The 16,430-nt window shown below is 45.0% G+C and carries 11 protein-coding genes, 11 tRNA genes and 3 rRNA genes; all 25 read right to left on the bottom strand.

The window, feature by feature from the left end; translation table 11 throughout:
• Positions 1-48: 48 nt before the first annotated feature.
• On the bottom strand, positions 49-960 hold the full coding sequence (locus AC4CS8_RS00455) for a helix-turn-helix domain-containing protein (protein WP_493893088.1): 912 nt from the start codon (positions 958-960) through the stop codon (positions 49-51).
• Positions 961-1,223: 263 nt separating this feature from the next.
• Positions 1,224-2,732 (bottom strand): zinc ABC transporter substrate-binding protein AdcA, encoded by a 1,509-nt coding sequence (locus AC4CS8_RS00450; protein ID WP_493893087.1) that lies wholly within the window; start codon positions 2,730-2,732, stop codon positions 1,224-1,226.
• A gap of 8 nt (positions 2,733-2,740) precedes the next feature.
• A complete protein-coding gene (locus AC4CS8_RS00445) occupies positions 2,741-3,553 on the bottom strand; it encodes a metal ABC transporter permease (RefSeq protein WP_493893086.1) in 813 nt (270 codons plus the stop codon).
• Entirely contained in the window at positions 3,546-4,250 is a 705-nt protein-coding gene (locus AC4CS8_RS00440; protein WP_493893085.1) for a metal ABC transporter ATP-binding protein, read from the bottom strand. Before AC4CS8_RS00440 ends, AC4CS8_RS00445 begins: the two co-directional genes overlap by 8 nt.
• On the bottom strand, positions 4,250-4,693 hold the full coding sequence (locus tag AC4CS8_RS00435; protein ID WP_493893084.1) for a zinc-dependent MarR family transcriptional regulator: 444 nt from the start codon (positions 4,691-4,693) through the stop codon (positions 4,250-4,252). Before AC4CS8_RS00435 ends, AC4CS8_RS00440 begins: the two co-directional genes overlap by 1 nt.
• Positions 4,694-4,807: 114 nt before the next feature.
• Positions 4,808-4,891, bottom strand: a tRNA-Leu gene (locus AC4CS8_RS00430).
• Between the two features lie 12 nt (positions 4,892-4,903).
• Positions 4,904-4,975 (bottom strand) — tRNA-Gln (locus AC4CS8_RS00425).
• Between the two features lie 14 nt (positions 4,976-4,989).
• Positions 4,990-5,062, bottom strand: a tRNA-His gene (locus tag AC4CS8_RS00420).
• A gap of 7 nt (positions 5,063-5,069) precedes the next feature.
• Positions 5,070-5,140: transfer RNA gene (locus AC4CS8_RS00415), tRNA-Trp, on the bottom strand.
• A 7-nt stretch (positions 5,141-5,147) separates the two neighbouring features.
• A tRNA-Tyr gene (locus tag AC4CS8_RS00410) sits at positions 5,148-5,228 on the bottom strand.
• A 15-nt stretch (positions 5,229-5,243) separates the two neighbouring features.
• Positions 5,244-5,316 (bottom strand) — tRNA-Phe (locus tag AC4CS8_RS00405).
• Positions 5,317-5,333: 17 nt separating this feature from the next.
• Positions 5,334-5,407, bottom strand: a tRNA-Met gene (locus AC4CS8_RS00400).
• 12 nt (positions 5,408-5,419) lie between these two features.
• Positions 5,420-5,509: transfer RNA gene (locus AC4CS8_RS00395), tRNA-Ser, on the bottom strand.
• Positions 5,510-5,514: 5 nt separating this feature from the next.
• Positions 5,515-5,586, bottom strand: a tRNA-Glu gene (locus AC4CS8_RS00390).
• Positions 5,587-5,609: 23 nt separating this feature from the next.
• A tRNA-Asn gene (locus AC4CS8_RS00385) sits at positions 5,610-5,682 on the bottom strand.
• Between the two features lie 5 nt (positions 5,683-5,687).
• Positions 5,688-5,803, bottom strand: a 5S ribosomal RNA gene (rrf, locus tag AC4CS8_RS00380).
• A gap of 191 nt (positions 5,804-5,994) precedes the next feature.
• A 23S ribosomal RNA gene (locus AC4CS8_RS00375) occupies positions 5,995-8,899 on the bottom strand.
• A gap of 162 nt (positions 8,900-9,061) precedes the next feature.
• Positions 9,062-9,134: transfer RNA gene (locus AC4CS8_RS00370), tRNA-Ala, on the bottom strand.
• A gap of 52 nt (positions 9,135-9,186) precedes the next feature.
• A 16S ribosomal RNA gene (locus AC4CS8_RS00365) occupies positions 9,187-10,743 on the bottom strand.
• The 16S, 23S and 5S rRNA genes sit together here with 11 tRNA genes alongside, the layout of an rRNA operon.
• Positions 10,744-11,071: 328 nt before the next feature.
• Entirely contained in the window at positions 11,072-11,545 is a 474-nt protein-coding gene (locus tag AC4CS8_RS00360; RefSeq protein ID WP_493893083.1) for a sigma-70 RNA polymerase sigma factor region 4 domain-containing protein, read from the bottom strand.
• A 299-nt stretch (positions 11,546-11,844) separates the two neighbouring features.
• On the bottom strand, positions 11,845-12,393 hold the full coding sequence (locus AC4CS8_RS00355; protein ID WP_493893082.1) for a nucleotidyltransferase family protein: 549 nt from the start codon (positions 12,391-12,393) through the stop codon (positions 11,845-11,847).
• A gap of 111 nt (positions 12,394-12,504) precedes the next feature.
• A complete protein-coding gene (locus AC4CS8_RS00350) occupies positions 12,505-13,119 on the bottom strand; it encodes an HAD-IA family hydrolase (RefSeq protein WP_493893081.1) in 615 nt (204 codons plus the stop codon).
• 1 nt (position 13,120) lies between these two features.
• Positions 13,121-13,867 (bottom strand): GNAT family N-acetyltransferase, encoded by a 747-nt coding sequence (locus tag AC4CS8_RS00345; protein ID WP_493893080.1) that lies wholly within the window; start codon positions 13,865-13,867, stop codon positions 13,121-13,123.
• Positions 13,867-14,865, bottom strand: a complete 999-nt coding sequence (gene ruvB / locus AC4CS8_RS00340) for a Holliday junction branch migration DNA helicase RuvB (protein ID WP_172043759.1) — start codon at positions 14,863-14,865, stop codon at positions 13,867-13,869. Before ruvB ends, AC4CS8_RS00345 begins: the two co-directional genes overlap by 1 nt.
• Before the next feature lie 193 nt (positions 14,866-15,058).
• Positions 15,059-16,327: a MerR family transcriptional regulator gene (locus AC4CS8_RS00335; RefSeq protein WP_172091343.1), complete on the bottom strand. Its 1,269-nt coding sequence runs from the start codon at positions 16,325-16,327 to the stop codon at positions 15,059-15,061.
• Positions 16,328-16,430 lie beyond the last annotated feature (103 nt).

The raw sequence follows: 16,430 nt of genomic DNA, 5'->3' as shown, positions 1-16,430 counted from the left end.
ATACAGTCATTATATATTTGACTAATTAAAATAAACAGGACAAAAATGTCACATTTCTGTCAAATCAATTTCCCAATCGTGAATCATTCGTTCCTTGACGTACTCATTACCAACCAACCCCGCAAAAGCAACGGCTTCTTCATAGTAAAAGCGCGCAGCTTCTGTATCTCTATTAGCAAATAATTCATATTTCCACTTTAGCATACTTAAGATTGGCTTTTTCTGAAAATCCTGCGTGCGCTTCATGATTTCATCAAGTCCTTCAAAGATTATAGGGAAGACCTCATAATCTTTATTCTGCCCCAATGTTCCTATAATCAGGAACAATAAGTCACGTAAAATAAACAAATCTTTAGGATCAATTTCAACAATTTGTTCAATTAACTTCGGCACCAAGGACTTGATTTCCAAATGTAATTTCGTCCCCTTATCAAGGGTTTCAGAATAAGTCCGTTCAACAAATAAAGAAAGAATGAGTAAATCATTTACTTGATAAACCGCCTTCTCACAGATTTGATGGAAATAATCATCGATTATTCCTTCACCAAAATCAGTCGTACTAGTTGTATGCACATCTATCGCACACTGCAAAGCATCGATCGCCAGTTGCTCTTCCTCTGGTAATTCGTCGTAGAATTTATTATATATTTCCATTAGAAGAACGTCACGTTCTTCAACCTTACTAGGCTCTCCATACGTAGGTGTCCTAAGAATATGATATTTTATCTTTATATATTCTGCAGGTAAACCAACGTAATCTGGCATCAGTTCATAGAGACTTGTCCCCAGTCGCGAAGCTATATAATTTATTTTCGTTAAAGTTGGTTTAGAAGCTCCTGTTTCAATACGAGTCAATTGACGAACAGATAATTCTGCTTCATCTTCACAAAATAGTTCGCGTGTTAACCCCTTTTCCTCTCGCAAGCGCCTAACTTTCTGTCCAAATACCTTATTATCCATAGACAACCTCCGGAATATATATTTATTAGTTTAACAAAAATGTTTGTTGGTGGCAATATCATTCCCAAAACTTTTGACAACTATTCAATCTCCATTCCAACATCTCTTCAGAAACTCTACCCATCAACTCTGCATAAGTTTCCTAATATCAATTCTAGAAAAAGTACTCGCATAAGTAGATAATTCTATATACAAAAAATAGAGAGACTTCTATCGATTCTCTCTATTTCACAATTATTTACTATAACAAATGGCATCCTATCTTAGTGAGCCAGCATTTCCTGACCGATTTCCAAACCAGTCATGTCATCTGGATAGTAGGTCGGCCAATTTTCCAATTCTTCTAATAATTTTTCTTGGCTCTCACCGCCAAAGTAGATATGGAAGTGACCTGTTTTAACAGGTGCAATATTGTGGTCGCTAAATTGAACATACTTGTAGTCGCCCGCATCGCTGTCTGTCGCTTCAAAGAGGTAACGAACGCCACGATTGCCTTTTTTGTAGGTCAAAATCTCATAGCCAACATACTTATAAGTATATTTATATGATTTATCACCAACTACAAATTCCATTGTATTGTCTGTGATGTTGATATGATCTACATCGGTCTTGTAACCTGTATCATAGTAAGCCTTATATTCCTCAGCTGTCATACCACCTTTGATTTTTGCCTTGTAATCCCAGACTTGATCAAGGGTACCATCCAGCAAATATGGATAAACAGACTGCCAGTTACCCGCATAGTCAGATAGGGTGCGGTCTTTGACTGCACTATCTTCAAAGTAGCCATTGTAAACTGTCTGAGCAGTTTCTGCACCATCTTCAGGCAAGATTTCAACACCTGCCTGAGAAGTCGTTTTCTCAAGTGCGGTCAAGTTAGCTTCCATAATGGAAATATAATCTTCGCCACTTTCCATCGCTTCTGTCGTCACGCTTTCAAGTGTGTCAAGAACATCCAGTTCCACTCCAGTTTCCTTGGAAAGAGTTTCCGCTACTGCAGAAGAAGCATTCTCTTCAAAGTAGATATACTTGATACCATATGTCTTGATGTACTCTGTCAATTCTGCCAAGCGTGTTGCTGTTGGCTCTTGGTCTGCTGATACCCCAGTAATCGATACTTGGTGCAAACCGTAGTCCAAGGCTAAGTAAGCAAAGGCAGTATGCTGCGTGACAAAGTATTTCTGCTTGGCGGCTGACAAGACTTCTGTGTATTGAGCGTGCAGAGCTTCTAATTTTTCAATGTAAGCTGCAGCATTTTCTTCAAAAACATCTTTTTTATCTGGATATTGAGCAATCAAGCCATCGCGAATAGTCTCAACCAAGGTAATTGAGCGTTCAGGTGACAACCACACGTGCGGATCATAAGCATGGCTATGTTCTTCCCCTTCTGCATGATCGTGTCCTTCTTCTTCGCTACCTGGTAGAAGCAACATACCCTCTGTTGCATTGATAACACCAACTGTCTCAGTATCAATACTATCCAAAACATCTGGCACCCAAGTTTCCATATTTTCATTTTCATAGACAAAGGTATCCGCCTCTTGAATAGTGGCAATATCTTTTGCAGATGGCTCAAAATCATGCACTTCTGTCCCTGCCTCAATCAGCAAATCAACCGTTCCTTCGTCACCAACTACCTGTTTGGTGAACTCATAAACAGGATAAAAAGTAGTCACGATGTTCAACTCATCATCCTGAGAAGCTGCGCTATTGCCACAGGCCGAAAGAGCCAAAACGGACAAACCCAAACCTAAAACTGCTAACTTTTTCATGTTTCCTCCTATTTTTTGAACTTGGTCACTAGGGTGACCAGCAAGAAAATACTAATAAAAATCAAGGTAATGCTGGCACTAGCTGGCGTCTCTGCGTAATAAGAAGCAAAGAGCCCCAAAACCATTCCAACAAAACCGATACCCATACCGATACCAATCACCGTTCGGAAATTCTTACCCAAACGCAAGGCAATGGAGGCAGGCAAGACCATAATGGTCGATACCAAGAGAGCCCCTGCCGCTGGAATCATGAGAGCGATAGCCACACCCGTCACCACATTAAAGGCAATCGACATTGCCCGCACAGGCAAACCATCCACAAAAGCCGTATCCTCATCAAAAGTCAAAACATACATCGGTCGCAGAAAAAGCAGTGTCAAAACCAAAACCACTACTGCAATAGCAAAGAGAGCCCATACCTGTTCCTGACTGATAGTCACAATCGAACCGAACAAATATTGATCCAAGCTCAAACTAGACCTACCTCCTGATTGATTCATAACGATAAGGGAAATCGCCAGACCAGTTGACATTAGAATCGCTGTCCCGATTTCCATAAAATGCTTGTAAATGGTCCGTAGGTACTCCAAGAAAATTGCTGCAACAATGACCACCAGCATAGTTGAAATGGTCGGCGAAATTCCCAATACTAAACCAAAAGCAACCCCAGCTAGCGAAACGTGACTGAGCGTATCACTCATCAAACTCTGCCTACGTAAAATTAAGAAAACTCCTAAAATTGGAGAAAAGAGACTCATGGCAATAATAGCTAAAAATGCTCGTTGCATGAAATCATAGTTCAAGAAAGATAAATCAAACATGAGTTACCTCCCCATCCTTATCATGCACATTAAAACAACGCCATGGAGACTTCTGATCTCGAACCAAATAAATATTCCGATCTGCAAACCGGCTCAACTCATCCGGATCATGGGTAATCATCAGAACAGACTTACCATGTTTCTTAGCAGAATGATGCATCAGCTGGTAAAAATCATCCTTGGTACCAGCATCCATCCCTGTTGTCGGTTCATCCAATATAAAAACATCTGGATCTGATGCAAACATACGTGCAATGACAGCCCGTTGCTTCTGCCCACCACTTAAAGCCCCCAACTTTTTATCCTTATGCTCCCACATTCCAACAGATTCCAAACTAGTTTTCACATGTTCCTCATCATGAGCCGTCAAACGACGAAACCAACCTTGACGAGGATAGCGCCCCGAACGAACGAATTCATAAACTGTACTTGGAAAACCCGCATTGAAACTCGCAATCTGCTGAGGTAGGTAAGCCATACGCAATTTATTACCAGACAAACTAGTTGCTGAAATCACTACCTTTCCTTGCTTAGGTTTGAGAATACCTAAAGTTGCCTTAATCAAAGTCGTCTTAGCAGCTCCGTTTTCACCTGTTAAAGTCACAAATTCCCCACTATCCAAGTGGTAGTTGATATGCTCCAAGACCGGCTCATTGTCATAATAGAAGGATAAGTCCTCCACCGTTATATAGCGCATTATTTCTTTATCTTCCTCACTAAATCCTCTAAAAAGCGACTAATCACTTTTTGTTCTTCTTCTGTATAAGCAGTCAACAATTCCTCATAAGCTGAAAGTGTATGCTCATGATGATGGGCATGCTCTGCAGCAATCGGCTTGCCCTTGACTGTCAGACTATAACGAATAACTCGTGCATCCTTCTGATCACGAACAGCCACTAGCATATCTCGAGCCAACAAAGATTTGATAGCCTTCGTAATCGCCGCTTGACTGACCTGTAATTCCTTTGCAATCTCGGTACTAGTAAAGGCTTTTTTTTCAATCAGCATTAAAATGTGCTCCTGCGTATTGGTCAATTGCACTTGACTCTGGCAACTTCCAACCAGAATCTCCAATTGATTCTCCGAGCTAAGCACAATATCTTGCAAACTTATTTCTATCTGCTTTGACAAATTTTTCATTCTACCAGCGATTCTTTCTTTAGTATTGTTTGTTAACTAATTAATTGTTAACCAGTTAATTATAATTGCAATTTTTAAGAACGTTAGATACATAACGTTCTTAAAGTCTAACTATACCGGCGGCCGGGGTCGAACCGGCACGTCCTTGCGGACACTGGATTTTGAGTCCAGCGCGTCTGCCAATTCCGCCACGCCGGCTTATAGTTGTAACTGGGGTAGCTGGATTCGAACCAACGAATGAGGGAGTCAAAGTCCCTTGCCTTACCGCTTGGCGATACCCCAATATTATTATAAAAGGCGAGTGAGGGGAATCGAACCCCCGAATGTCAGAGCCACAATCTGATGTGTTAACCACTTCACCACACCCGCCATAGAACACGGGCAGTAGGAATTGAACCCACACTGAAGGTTTTGGAGACCTTAGTTCTACCTTTAAACTATGCCCGTAAAGGTATGGAGAGAGAGGGATTCGAACCCCCGAACCCGAAGGAGCGGATTTACAGTCCGCCGCGTTTAGCCTCTTCGCTATCTCTCCAAGATATTAAATTAATGGCGCGAGACGGAATCGAACCGCCGACACATGGAGCTTCAATCCATTGCTCTACCAACTGAGCTACCGAGCCATCTCCACAATAGGATATTGCGGGAGCAGGATTTGAACCTACGACCTTCGGGTTATGAGCCCGACGAGCTACCTAGCTGCTCCATCCCGCGATATTAAAAATAAGGAGGATGTGGGATTCGAACCCACGCACGCTTTTACACGCCTGACGGTTTTCAAGACCGTTCCCTTCAGCCGGACTTGGGTAATCCTCCAAATATAGTCCGTACGGGATTCGAACCCGTGTTACCGCCGTGAAAAGGCGGTGTCTTAACCCCTTGACCAACGGACCATATAGCTAAAGATCTCTCTTTACTCCGCCAACAGGGCTCGAACCTGTGACATCATGATTAACAGTCATGCGCTCTACCAACTGAGCTATGGCGGATTAACGCTAAGCGACTCCCTTATCTCACAGGGGGCAACCCCCAACTACTTCAGGCGTGCTAGGGCTTAACTGCTGTGTTCGGCATGGGTACAGGTGTATCTCCTAGGCTATCGTCACTTAACTATTGAGTCTTGTCAACTCAAAATTGAATATCTATATTCTAACAAGATTAACCACGCTTGTCAATATTGACTGGTGAGTAATTGTATTCAGGCTAAATTCTTAGTGAAAAAGATAAACTTCCTAGAGTCTGTTGACTCTGCCTCAGTTTCCTATTTTCATACAGAATTTTTAACGCCTTCATTACTTACTTTGGATAAGTCCTCGAGCGATTAGTATTGGTCCGCTACATGTGTCGCCACACTTCCACTTCCAACCTATCTACCTGATCTTCTCTCAGGGCTCTTACTAACATAAAGTTATGGGAAATCTCATCTTGAGGTGGGTTTCACACTTAGATGCTTTCAGCGTTTATCCCTTCCCTACATAGCTACCCAGCGATGCCTCTGGCGAGACAACTGGTACACCAGCGGTAAGTCCACTCTGGTCCTCTCGTACTAGGAGCAGATCCTCTCAAATTTCCTACGCCCGCGACGGATAGGGACCGAACTGTCTCACGACGTTCTGAACCCAGCTCGCGTGCCGCTTTAATGGGCGAACAGCCCAACCCTTGGGACCGACTACAGCCCCAGGATGCGACGAGCCGACATCGAGGTGCCAAACCTCCCCGTCGATGTGAACTCTTGGGGGAGATAAGCCTGTTATCCCCAGGGTAGCTTTTATCCGTTGAGCGATGGCCCTTCCATACGGAACCACCGGATCACTAAGCCCGACTTTCGTCCCTGCTCGAGTTGTAGCTCTCGCAGTCAAGCTCCCTTATACCTTTACACTCTGCGACTGATTTCCAACCAGTCTGAGGGAACCTTTGGGCGCCTCCGTTACCTTTTAGGAGGCGACCGCCCCAGTCAAACTGCCCGTCAGACACTGTCTCCGATAGGGATAACCTATCTGGGTTAGAGTAGCCATAACACAAGGGTAGTATCCCAACAACGCCTCCGTCGAAACTGACGTCCCGACTTCAATGGCTCCTACCTATCCTGTACATGCGGTACAGATACTCAATATCAAACTGCAGTAAAGCTCCATGGGGTCTTTCCGTCCTGTCGCGGGTAACCTGCATCTTCACAGGTACTAAAATTTCACCGAGTCTCTCGTTGAGACAGTGCCCAAATCATTACGCCTTTCGTGCGGGTCGGAACTTACCCGACAAGGAATTTCGCTACCTTAGGACCGTTATAGTTACGGCCGCCGTTTACTGGGGCTTCAATTCAGATCTTCGCTTGCGCTAAACCCTCCTCTTAACCTTCCAGCACCGGGCAGGCGTCACCCCCTATACATCATCTTACGATTTAGCAGAGAGCTGTGTTTTTGATAAACAGTTGCTTGGGCCTATTCACTGCGGCTCAGTCTAGCTGAGCACCCCTTCTCCCGAAGTTACGGGGTCATTTTGCCGAGTTCCTTAACGAGAGTTCTCTCGCTCACCTGAGGCTACTCGCCTCGACTACCTGTGTCGGTTTGCGGTACGGGTAGAGTATGATACATCGCTAGAAGCTTTTCTCGGCAGTGTGACGTCACTAACTTCGCTACTTAACTTCGCTCCCCATCACAGCTCAATGTTATAGATACAAGCATTTGACTCATATCACACCTCACTGCTTAGACGGGCTCTTCCAATCGCCCGCTTTAGTTAGCCTACTGCGTCCCTCCATCACTTCATACTCTAGTACAGGAATATCAACCTGTTGGCCATCGGATACACCCTTCGGTCTCTCCTTAGGTCCCGACTAACCCAGGGCGGACGAGCCTTCCCCTGGAAACCTTAGTCTTACGGTGGATGGGATTCTCACCCATCTTGCGCTACTCATACCGGCATTCTCACTTCTATGCGTTCCAGCACTCCTCACGGTATACCTTCTTCACACATAGAACGCTCTCCTACCATAACACCTTAGTGTTATCCACAGCTTCGGTAAATTGTTTTAGCCCCGGTACATTTTCGGCGCAGGGTCACTCGACTAGTGAGCTATTACGCACTCTTTGAATGAATAGCTGCTTCTAAGCTAACATCCTAGTTGTCTGTGCAACCCCACATCCTTTTCCACTTAACAATTATTTTGGGACCTTAGCTGGTGGTCTGGGCTGTTTCCCTTTCGACTACGGATCTTAGCACTCGCAGTCTGACTGCCGATCATGAATCATTGGCATTCGGAGTTTATCTGAAATCAGTAAACCGAGATGGCCCCCTCATCCAAACAGTGCTCTACCTCCAAGATTCTTACATATCGACGCTAGCCCTAAAGCTATTTCGGAGAGAACCAGCTATCTCCAAGTTCGTTTGGAATTTCTCCGCTACCCACAAGTCATCCAAGCACTTTTCAACGTGCCCTGGTTCGGTCCTCCAGTGCGTCTTACCGCACCTTCAACCTGCTCATGGGTAGGTCACATGGTTTCGGGTCTACGACATAATACTAATCCGCCCTATTAAGACTCGGTTTCCCTACGGCTCCGTCTCTTCAACTTAACCTCGCATCATATCGTAACTCGCCGGTTCATTCTACAAAAGGCACGCTCTCACCCATTAACGGGCTCGAACTTGTTGTAGGCACACGGTTTCAGGTTCTATTTCACTCCCCTTCCGGGGTACTTTTCACCTTTCCCTCACGGTACTGGTTCACTATCGGTCACTAGAGAGTATTTAGGGTTGGGAGATGGTCCTCCCAGATTCCGACGAGATTTCGCGTGTCTCGCCGTACTCAGGATACTGCTAGGTATAAAGACTATTTCGAATACGAGGCTATTACTCTCTTTGGCCTACCTTCCCAGGTAGTTCTTCTATAATCTTTAAGTCCACATTGCAGTCCTACAACCCCAGAGAGTAAACTCTCTGGTTTGCCCTCCTGCCGTTTCGCTCGCCGCTACTAAGGCAATCGCTTTTGCTTTCTCTTCCTGCAGCTACTTAGATGTTTCAGTTCACTGCGTCTTCCTCCTCACCACCTTAACAGTGATGGGTGACAGGCATCAACCTGCCGGGTTCCCCCATTCGGACACCCCTGGATCATTGCTTACTTACAGCTCCCCAAGGCATTTCGTCGTTAGTCACGTCCTTCTTCGGCTTCTAGTGCCAAGGCATCCACCGTGCGCCCTTATTAACTTAACCTTATTAACCTAATTTTTTTAAAATTAGAAAACTCATTAAATATTCACAGCGTTTTCGGTTTATTTTCTTGTTACTATTTCTATACGTACTGTTACATACGTTTAGGAATGTTTGATAGATATTCAATTTTCAATGGACAAGTTTAACAACTTTCGTTGTTAATGGAGCCTAGCGGGATCGAACCGCTGACCTCCTGCGTGCAAAGCAGGCGCTCTCCCAGCTGAGCTAAGGCCCCACAAGACCTCTCAAAATTAAAGAAGACTAACGTACAGGTTCCATTTCCTTAGAAAGGAGGTGATCCAGCCGCACCTTCCGATACGGCTACCTTGTTACGACTTCACCCCAATCATCTATCCCACCTTAGGCGGCTGGCTCCTAAATGGTTACCTCACCGACTTCGGGTGTTACAAACTCTCGTGGTGTGACGGGCGGTGTGTACAAGGCCCGGGAACGTATTCACCGCGGCGTGCTGATCCGCGATTACTAGCGATTCCGACTTCATGTAGGCGAGTTGCAGCCTACAATCCGAACTGAGACTGGCTTTAAGAGATTAGCTTGCCGTCACCGACTTGCGACTCGTTGTACCAGCCATTGTAGCACGTGTGTAGCCCAGGTCATAAGGGGCATGATGATTTGACGTCATCCCCACCTTCCTCCGGTTTATTACCGGCAGTCTCGCTAGAGTGCCCAACTGAATGATGGCAACTAACAATAGGGGTTGCGCTCGTTGCGGGACTTAACCCAACATCTCACGACACGAGCTGACGACAACCATGCACCACCTGTCACCGATGCTCCGAAGAGAAACCCTATCTCTAGGGCGGTCATCGGGATGTCAAGACCTGGTAAGGTTCTTCGCGTTGCTTCGAATTAAACCACATGCTCCACCGCTTGTGCGGGCCCCCGTCAATTCCTTTGAGTTTCAACCTTGCGGTCGTACTCCCCAGGCGGAGTGCTTAATGCGTTAGCTGCGGCACTGAGTCCCGGAAAGGACCCAACACCTAGCACTCATCGTTTACGGCGTGGACTACCAGGGTATCTAATCCTGTTCGCTCCCCACGCTTTCGAGCCTCAGCGTCAGTTACAGACCAGAGAGCCGCTTTCGCCACCGGTGTTCCTCCATATATCTACGCATTTCACCGCTACACATGGAATTCCACTCTCCCCTTCTGCACTCAAGTTTGACAGTTTCCAAAGCGTACTATGGTTAAGCCACAGCCTTTTACTTCAGACTTATCAAACCGCCTGCGCTCGCTTTACGCCCAATAAATCCGGACAACGCTTGGGACCTACGTATTACCGCGGCTGCTGGCACGTAGTTAGCCGTCCCTTTCTGGTAAGATACCGTCACTGTGTGAACTTTCCACTCTCACACACGTTCTTCTCTTACAACAGAGCTTTACGATCCGAAAACCTTCTTCACTCACGCGGCGTTGCTCGGTCAGGGTTGCCCCCATTGCCGAAGATTCCCTACTGCTGCCTCCCGTAGGAGTCTGGGCCGTGTCTCAGTCCCAGTGTGGCCGATCACCCTCTCAGGTCGGCTATGTATCGAAGCCTTGGTGAGCCGTTACCCCACCAACTAGCTAATACAACGCAGGTCCATCTCATAGTGAAGCAGTTGCTTCTTTCAAGCATCTACCATGCAGTAAATACTGTTATGCGGTATTAGCTATCGTTTCCAATAGTTATCCCCCGCTATGAGGCAGGTTACCTACGCGTTACTCACCCGTTCGCGACTCACTTATCTCGGTGGAGCAAGCTCCGGTGAAATAAGTGCGTTCCACTTGCATGTATTAGGCACGCCGCCAGCGTTCGTCCTGAGCCAGGATCAAACTCTCATAAAAAGTTTTGATTCAAACTCAAGCTATGACTAGCTTTCCGTTTTATTGTTTTGTTTTGTCATTGACGATTTATCCTTTAGATAAATCACCCTGCACGTTTGGTTCGTCTTCTTTAATTTTCAAAGGTCTTGTCTACCGCTCTCTCAAGCGACAACTATATCAGTATATCAGACTCCATTTTTCTTGTCAACACCTTTTTTGACTTTTTTTAAACTTTTTTTGTTTTTCTAGCGATGGGCTGAAGAGAACTAGGGAATCTAGAAATTGAAAGAGTATAATCATTTCGATTCCCTTCGTTCTATAATGCTTCCTCTGTCTGAAAATGGATTATTCATCCTCGGAAATCTGATAAGTGCTCTTCTAACTCCCGAAGCATTTGGCGACGCCCTTTGAAACTACGACCACTAATCAGCTGGTTATATTGTTCTTCTTGGGAGGGACTGAGTTGTGCCCGATATGAACTGAGCCTTTCACGTAATACTATCAACTCATCATTGAGGAGACCTGGACTGCCAATCATATGAGATAAATCATGAATATCTTCATGCGGCATCCGATCGAATTGACGTTTTTGACTTTCTTGTTTACGAACTAAATCCTTTATATGATTCCGAAACTTGACCTTGAAGTAGCAATATAGTTGACGCTCTTGCTTCACTAAATCAGGGTGACGCAAGAGTAATTGATGGAGTATTAGCATACCCTCTTGTTCCCAATCTTCTCTTTCCCACAATTTTATGTAATAATCCTTGCGCGCCTTATGGACAATACCCCTAACCTTGGCATATATGTGTGAAAATTCCATTCGTATAGCTCCTTTATTCGTTTAGATAACATTAGTCTACCCTATCTCTTTACTAGATGAAAAGGACATTTTTGTCACTTTTCCAAATAAAATCCCGCTTACACTCGGATACATTAGGTATGGACCAGTTCCACTATGTGATAGTTTTAAAAATCTCCTCCTTAGCCGTCTGAACCATTCCCTCATTAATCTTTTTTGAAGTTATGCTTTTCTACTATATATCATTGTTATTATTATCTCCGATATAGGTTTTTTATCTTGCCATATTTTAACCAAAATAAAAAGCCACATGAGTGACTTTAGAACTCTATTTGGAGATTTGGCCACCTAGTACACCAATCTTTTTTAGCCAGTCGTGCACGATAGACTGCCATACGCTCAGCATTTTCTCGAAAATGTGGAGTTGGTCGAACTCGGTAGCGAAGAATATCCTCTAGTCCATAAGGGCAAAAGAGCTCTACTCGCCCGCCTTCTAGCAAGCGGGCTCCAATTGCCGTGCATCGCTCGGGATATTTGCTCATAGCATCCTTGGAGGAGAGATAAGGTTTGGCTTCTGGGCTATGCTGGTGCATATAGACTTGATTTTTGACTTCCCACTGATAGTTCGGAAATGTCTGACGCAAGCTCTTCTCAATCGCCAGCGTTTCTTCATAGGAAACCGTCACATCATGGAAAATCACATCCACATCCGTTTCTGGATCAAAAGCTCCGCCATTCCACAAATAATTCCGCAAGGTTCCCGCGCAAATCCATGCATCATTAAGATCCAAGGAGGCAACAATGGTCAGTATCTTTCTCAAATCTGCATTTGCCAACAAGGCCTTTTCAACTGCTACTTTATGTTTCATAAGTTCATTATAGCAGAAAACCCAGCACGGTGGCTGGGCTTTCTAGGAGATTATATGAAAAAGAAAAGTTTTAGGATGGCTATAGTATAGCCAGACTAGCTTAATCTTTCCTTAATCGTCAAATAATTCTTTTATTTTTGTCAAACTTTCAATCTTCCGATTCTTTTCCACTCCATCAATCTGTAAGTTAATGCTATGGATACCCGCATTGATAGCCGTTTCTACATCAAGTAGACGATCACCTATGTAGTAGGTGTTTTTCTTGTCCAGATTGTATTTTTCGATGAGAAATAGCAGAGCTTCTGGACTGGGTTTACGTTCAAAACCTGAATCGCTGGTTAAGATTTCTATGAAATGATGACGAACACCTAAGTCTTCTAAAACCTGAAAGGCGTTGTCACTCTTGTGTGTATAGACAAAATTTTGAATACCTTGTTCCTCGGTCCAAGCCAAAATTTCACGCGCACCCTCCATCAAGGGAATCTGCGTATTTTTCTCCTTCAAGGAAGTTGCACGTACACGATTGAGTTCCTCACTATCCAGACCATACTTGTCTGCATCACGCACCAGTAAGTCTTTAACAGAGGTTTTGAGAATAAAGCTCCTCACTTCCTCATAATCAAAAGGAATATCATATTGTTCATAAGTTTCTTGAATTCCAGCTAGAATTGCCTCATAAGAATCCAAGAGTGTACCGTCTAAATCCCAAATAAATGTTAGTGTCATCTTATCTCCATTCATAAGCTTGATAGGGCTTGTCCAATTCGTAGCCCAACTTTTCAGCAAGTTTCAAGGAAGTCAATGTATGGGCATCCCAACTGGGATAAAGCCCTCGCTCTAGGCAGGTTAAAATTAACTGAGCAGCACAGATTATTGCTAAACCTTGACCTCGAAATTCTTCCCTAGTGTCCACCTCTATCTCAATCCCACCTAAATAACTGGCATAGGATGAGGCACCTGACACCACCTGTTCCTTATGCAAGATGACATAGCCTAGACCCAAGTCTAAAAACTGCTCCACATCAGCATAATTACCAACCAAATCGCGTGACCAGTCTTCCACTAGACAGGCATCATACAGATTACGGTCAATCACTTTCAGGTCAAACTCTTCAGGTAGGGCATCAATCAGTTTCTGCAAATGCCCAAGGTCAAAACTAGTATCTTTTTTCGTAGCATAACGGGTAAAGGACCGGATACTGTCTCCGTAAGTCCCTTCTATCAAGTCTGACCAGGCCTGGTTTTGGGGTACTAAAATAATATCCTTTCCCTCACAAATTTTTAGCAAGTCCGCATTTGGTTTTCCGGCAAAAAAACCAAAGAAGCTCTGCCGTCCATAGAGAGCTAGAGCTGACTGGGGCGACTGGGTATTATCGACATGAATCTGTCCCATTCTGCCTTCTAAACAGGTCCAAATAATTGCCTCAGGCCAATCTCCAAATAAATTGGCTACTTGTCTCATCTGCTCTGCCATTATTTTTCCGTATAGGGATAACCCAAGTGCTCGTAAGCCTTGGCAGTCGCAACCCGCCCTGTCCGTGTCCGCATGAGGAAGCCCTGCTGAATCAGGTAGGGCTCGTACATGTCCTCCACCGTCTCACGCTCCTCGGCGATATTAACCGACAGGGTGTTAAGGCCGACGGGACCGCCACCGTACATCTCAATCATGGTGCGGAGAATCTTCTGGTCCACATAATCCAGCCCCTCGCGGTCCACATCCAGCATAGTCAAGGCCCTGTCCGTAATGGTGTCGTCAATCAGACCGTCGCCCATAATCTGTGCGAAATCCCGCACCCGCTTGAGCAGGCGGTTGGCGATACGGGGAGTTCCACGAGACCGACGAGCCAGCTCAATAGCAGCTTCATGGGTAATCTCCATATCAAAGATATCCGCCGTCCGCTCAACAATCTCCGTCAAATCAGCCAGTTCATAATATTCCATGTGACCAGTAATCCCAAAACGCGCCCGCAGGGGATTGGACAGCATACCCGCACGAGTGGTCGCTCCAATCAGGGTAAAAGGTGGCAACTCCAAATGCACGGAGCGACTGGCCTCCCCTGCTCCAATCATAATGTCTATGTAGAAGTCTTCCATAGCTGAGTAGAGAATTTCCTCGACCGCCATGGGCATACGGTGGATTTCATCGATAAAGAGGACGTCGCCAGGCTCCAAGTCGTTGAGAAGGGCCACCAAGTCGCCTGCTTTTTCAATAACAGGACCACTGGTCTGCTTGATATTCACCCCTAGTTCGTTTGCAATGACAAAGGCCATGGTCGTCTTCCCCAGACCCGGAGGGCCAAACAGAAGGGTATGGTCCAAGGCTTCATCACGGAGCTTGGCCGCCTCGATAAAGATTTTCAGCTGGTCCTTGACCTTGTCCTGACCGATGTATTCATTTAATTTCTGCGGACGCAGGGTACGCTCAACGTACTCCTCGTCCTGCATTTGTTCCATATCTAAAATTCTAGTCATGAAACCATTATAGCACAAAATGAAAATACCAGACTCAGTGAGTCCAGTATTTCCAGGAGATTATATGATACCTAGCTCTTGTCGCTTGCGACTTAGAGCTAGGGACACCTTTAGGTGAAAAGGAAATCCGATATTTCTAGCTTGGATAAAGTATAACTCGTCAAGCTTAAGGGAGACTAAAACAGAATTCATTTTATTGATTTTCCACTATTCGCAAAAAGCGTTTTAGATAGTGCGAATCTAAATCGTTGTACTGACTGCCTTCTGTTGAACTTTCTTTGGGAATGCCCAAATTCATCAGTCGCTGATCAAATTCCTCTAGTTCGATGTAGGTATCGTCAGGTACCAAGTTCTGATTAACAGCTGGTTGCATAAACACAATCTTTTTTCCATCCAGTTGAATTTGATAGCTGAATTCCCCTTGCCTTTCAGACCTGTTCACTGTCACTGGCTTGGTCCCAAAGCCTGTCCAGACAGACTTGACATCGCTGTAAAGATATTCCATGGACGGAGCCAACAGATTGATGTCAATAATCTGGTCTTTGGTCACAGCTGTTGTGGTAGAAATCAGCAGAGCGGTCAATAGGATACAACCGCCTGCCATACCCAAGCCATATTTCCAAGATAACTTCACCAGCCTCGCCAGTTTTCCCAAAAGAAAAACGAGAAAAGCCATGATAAAAAATATAGCAATCTTGCCCAGACCAGTCGAATACTCATAGAAGAGCCAATCGCTTGGTAGGAAAAATCTTTCAGTCAACCAGCCGACAAGGACAAAGTAGGCAACCCCACCTACGAGAGAGATAAGACCAATCGGAATCCACCAGGCCTGACTACGATTCTTCTGGCGAACCTTGTCCCGATGTTTCCACCAGGTCACGAGGTAATCTCTCCAGAGAAGCGTTATCCAAGCGGTTGCTAGCAGGGAAACTACTGCTAGTAGAAAAAGATTTTCCTGCCGATCCTGTTGGATGCGGGTAAACAACCAGAGAATCGGACCTGATAGCATCAAGGTCTGTAAGAGAGTCATCCAAATACTTGGCAGCAAGGCATCTTCTAAATCTTGTTTGAAGTCTTGGAACTCACCGCTTTCCACAAAAGCAATGGATTCCTGTGCTTCTTCCAACCAATCCTCTTTCTTGCCCAAATCCCTGACCACCTGGTCCAGCAAATCAACCTTGTCTGCCAATTCTTCTGCTTGCTGGTTGATTCCCTGCTTTTTCTCATGCAAGGCTGATCGCAAATCCTCCTCTGGCAAGGCTAGGAGGTCCTTAATCTCTGCTAGGGAAAACTCAAAATAGCGGAGCAACTTAATCAAGCGGAGCTGCCGCACATTTTCCTCTGAATAATCACGGTAGTCGTTGAGTGGATTTCTCGCCACTTCAATCAAGCCCTTTTCCTCATACAAGCGTATAGCCTTGGTTGACAAGCCTGTCAACTTCTCCACATCTTTGACCTGCATAAGCAACCTCCATCTGTTTTGATAGTCCTAGCATACACCATTCCCCTAGGGATGAGTCAAGGATTTTTTGATTTTTTATACAAAAACAGTCAGCTAATTTTTG

This window comes from Streptococcus sp. NSSLK0004, from assembly GCF_059039125.1.
The sequence above is the reverse complement of the archived record's forward strand: the minus strand, read 5'-3'. Positions and strand labels throughout refer to the sequence as shown.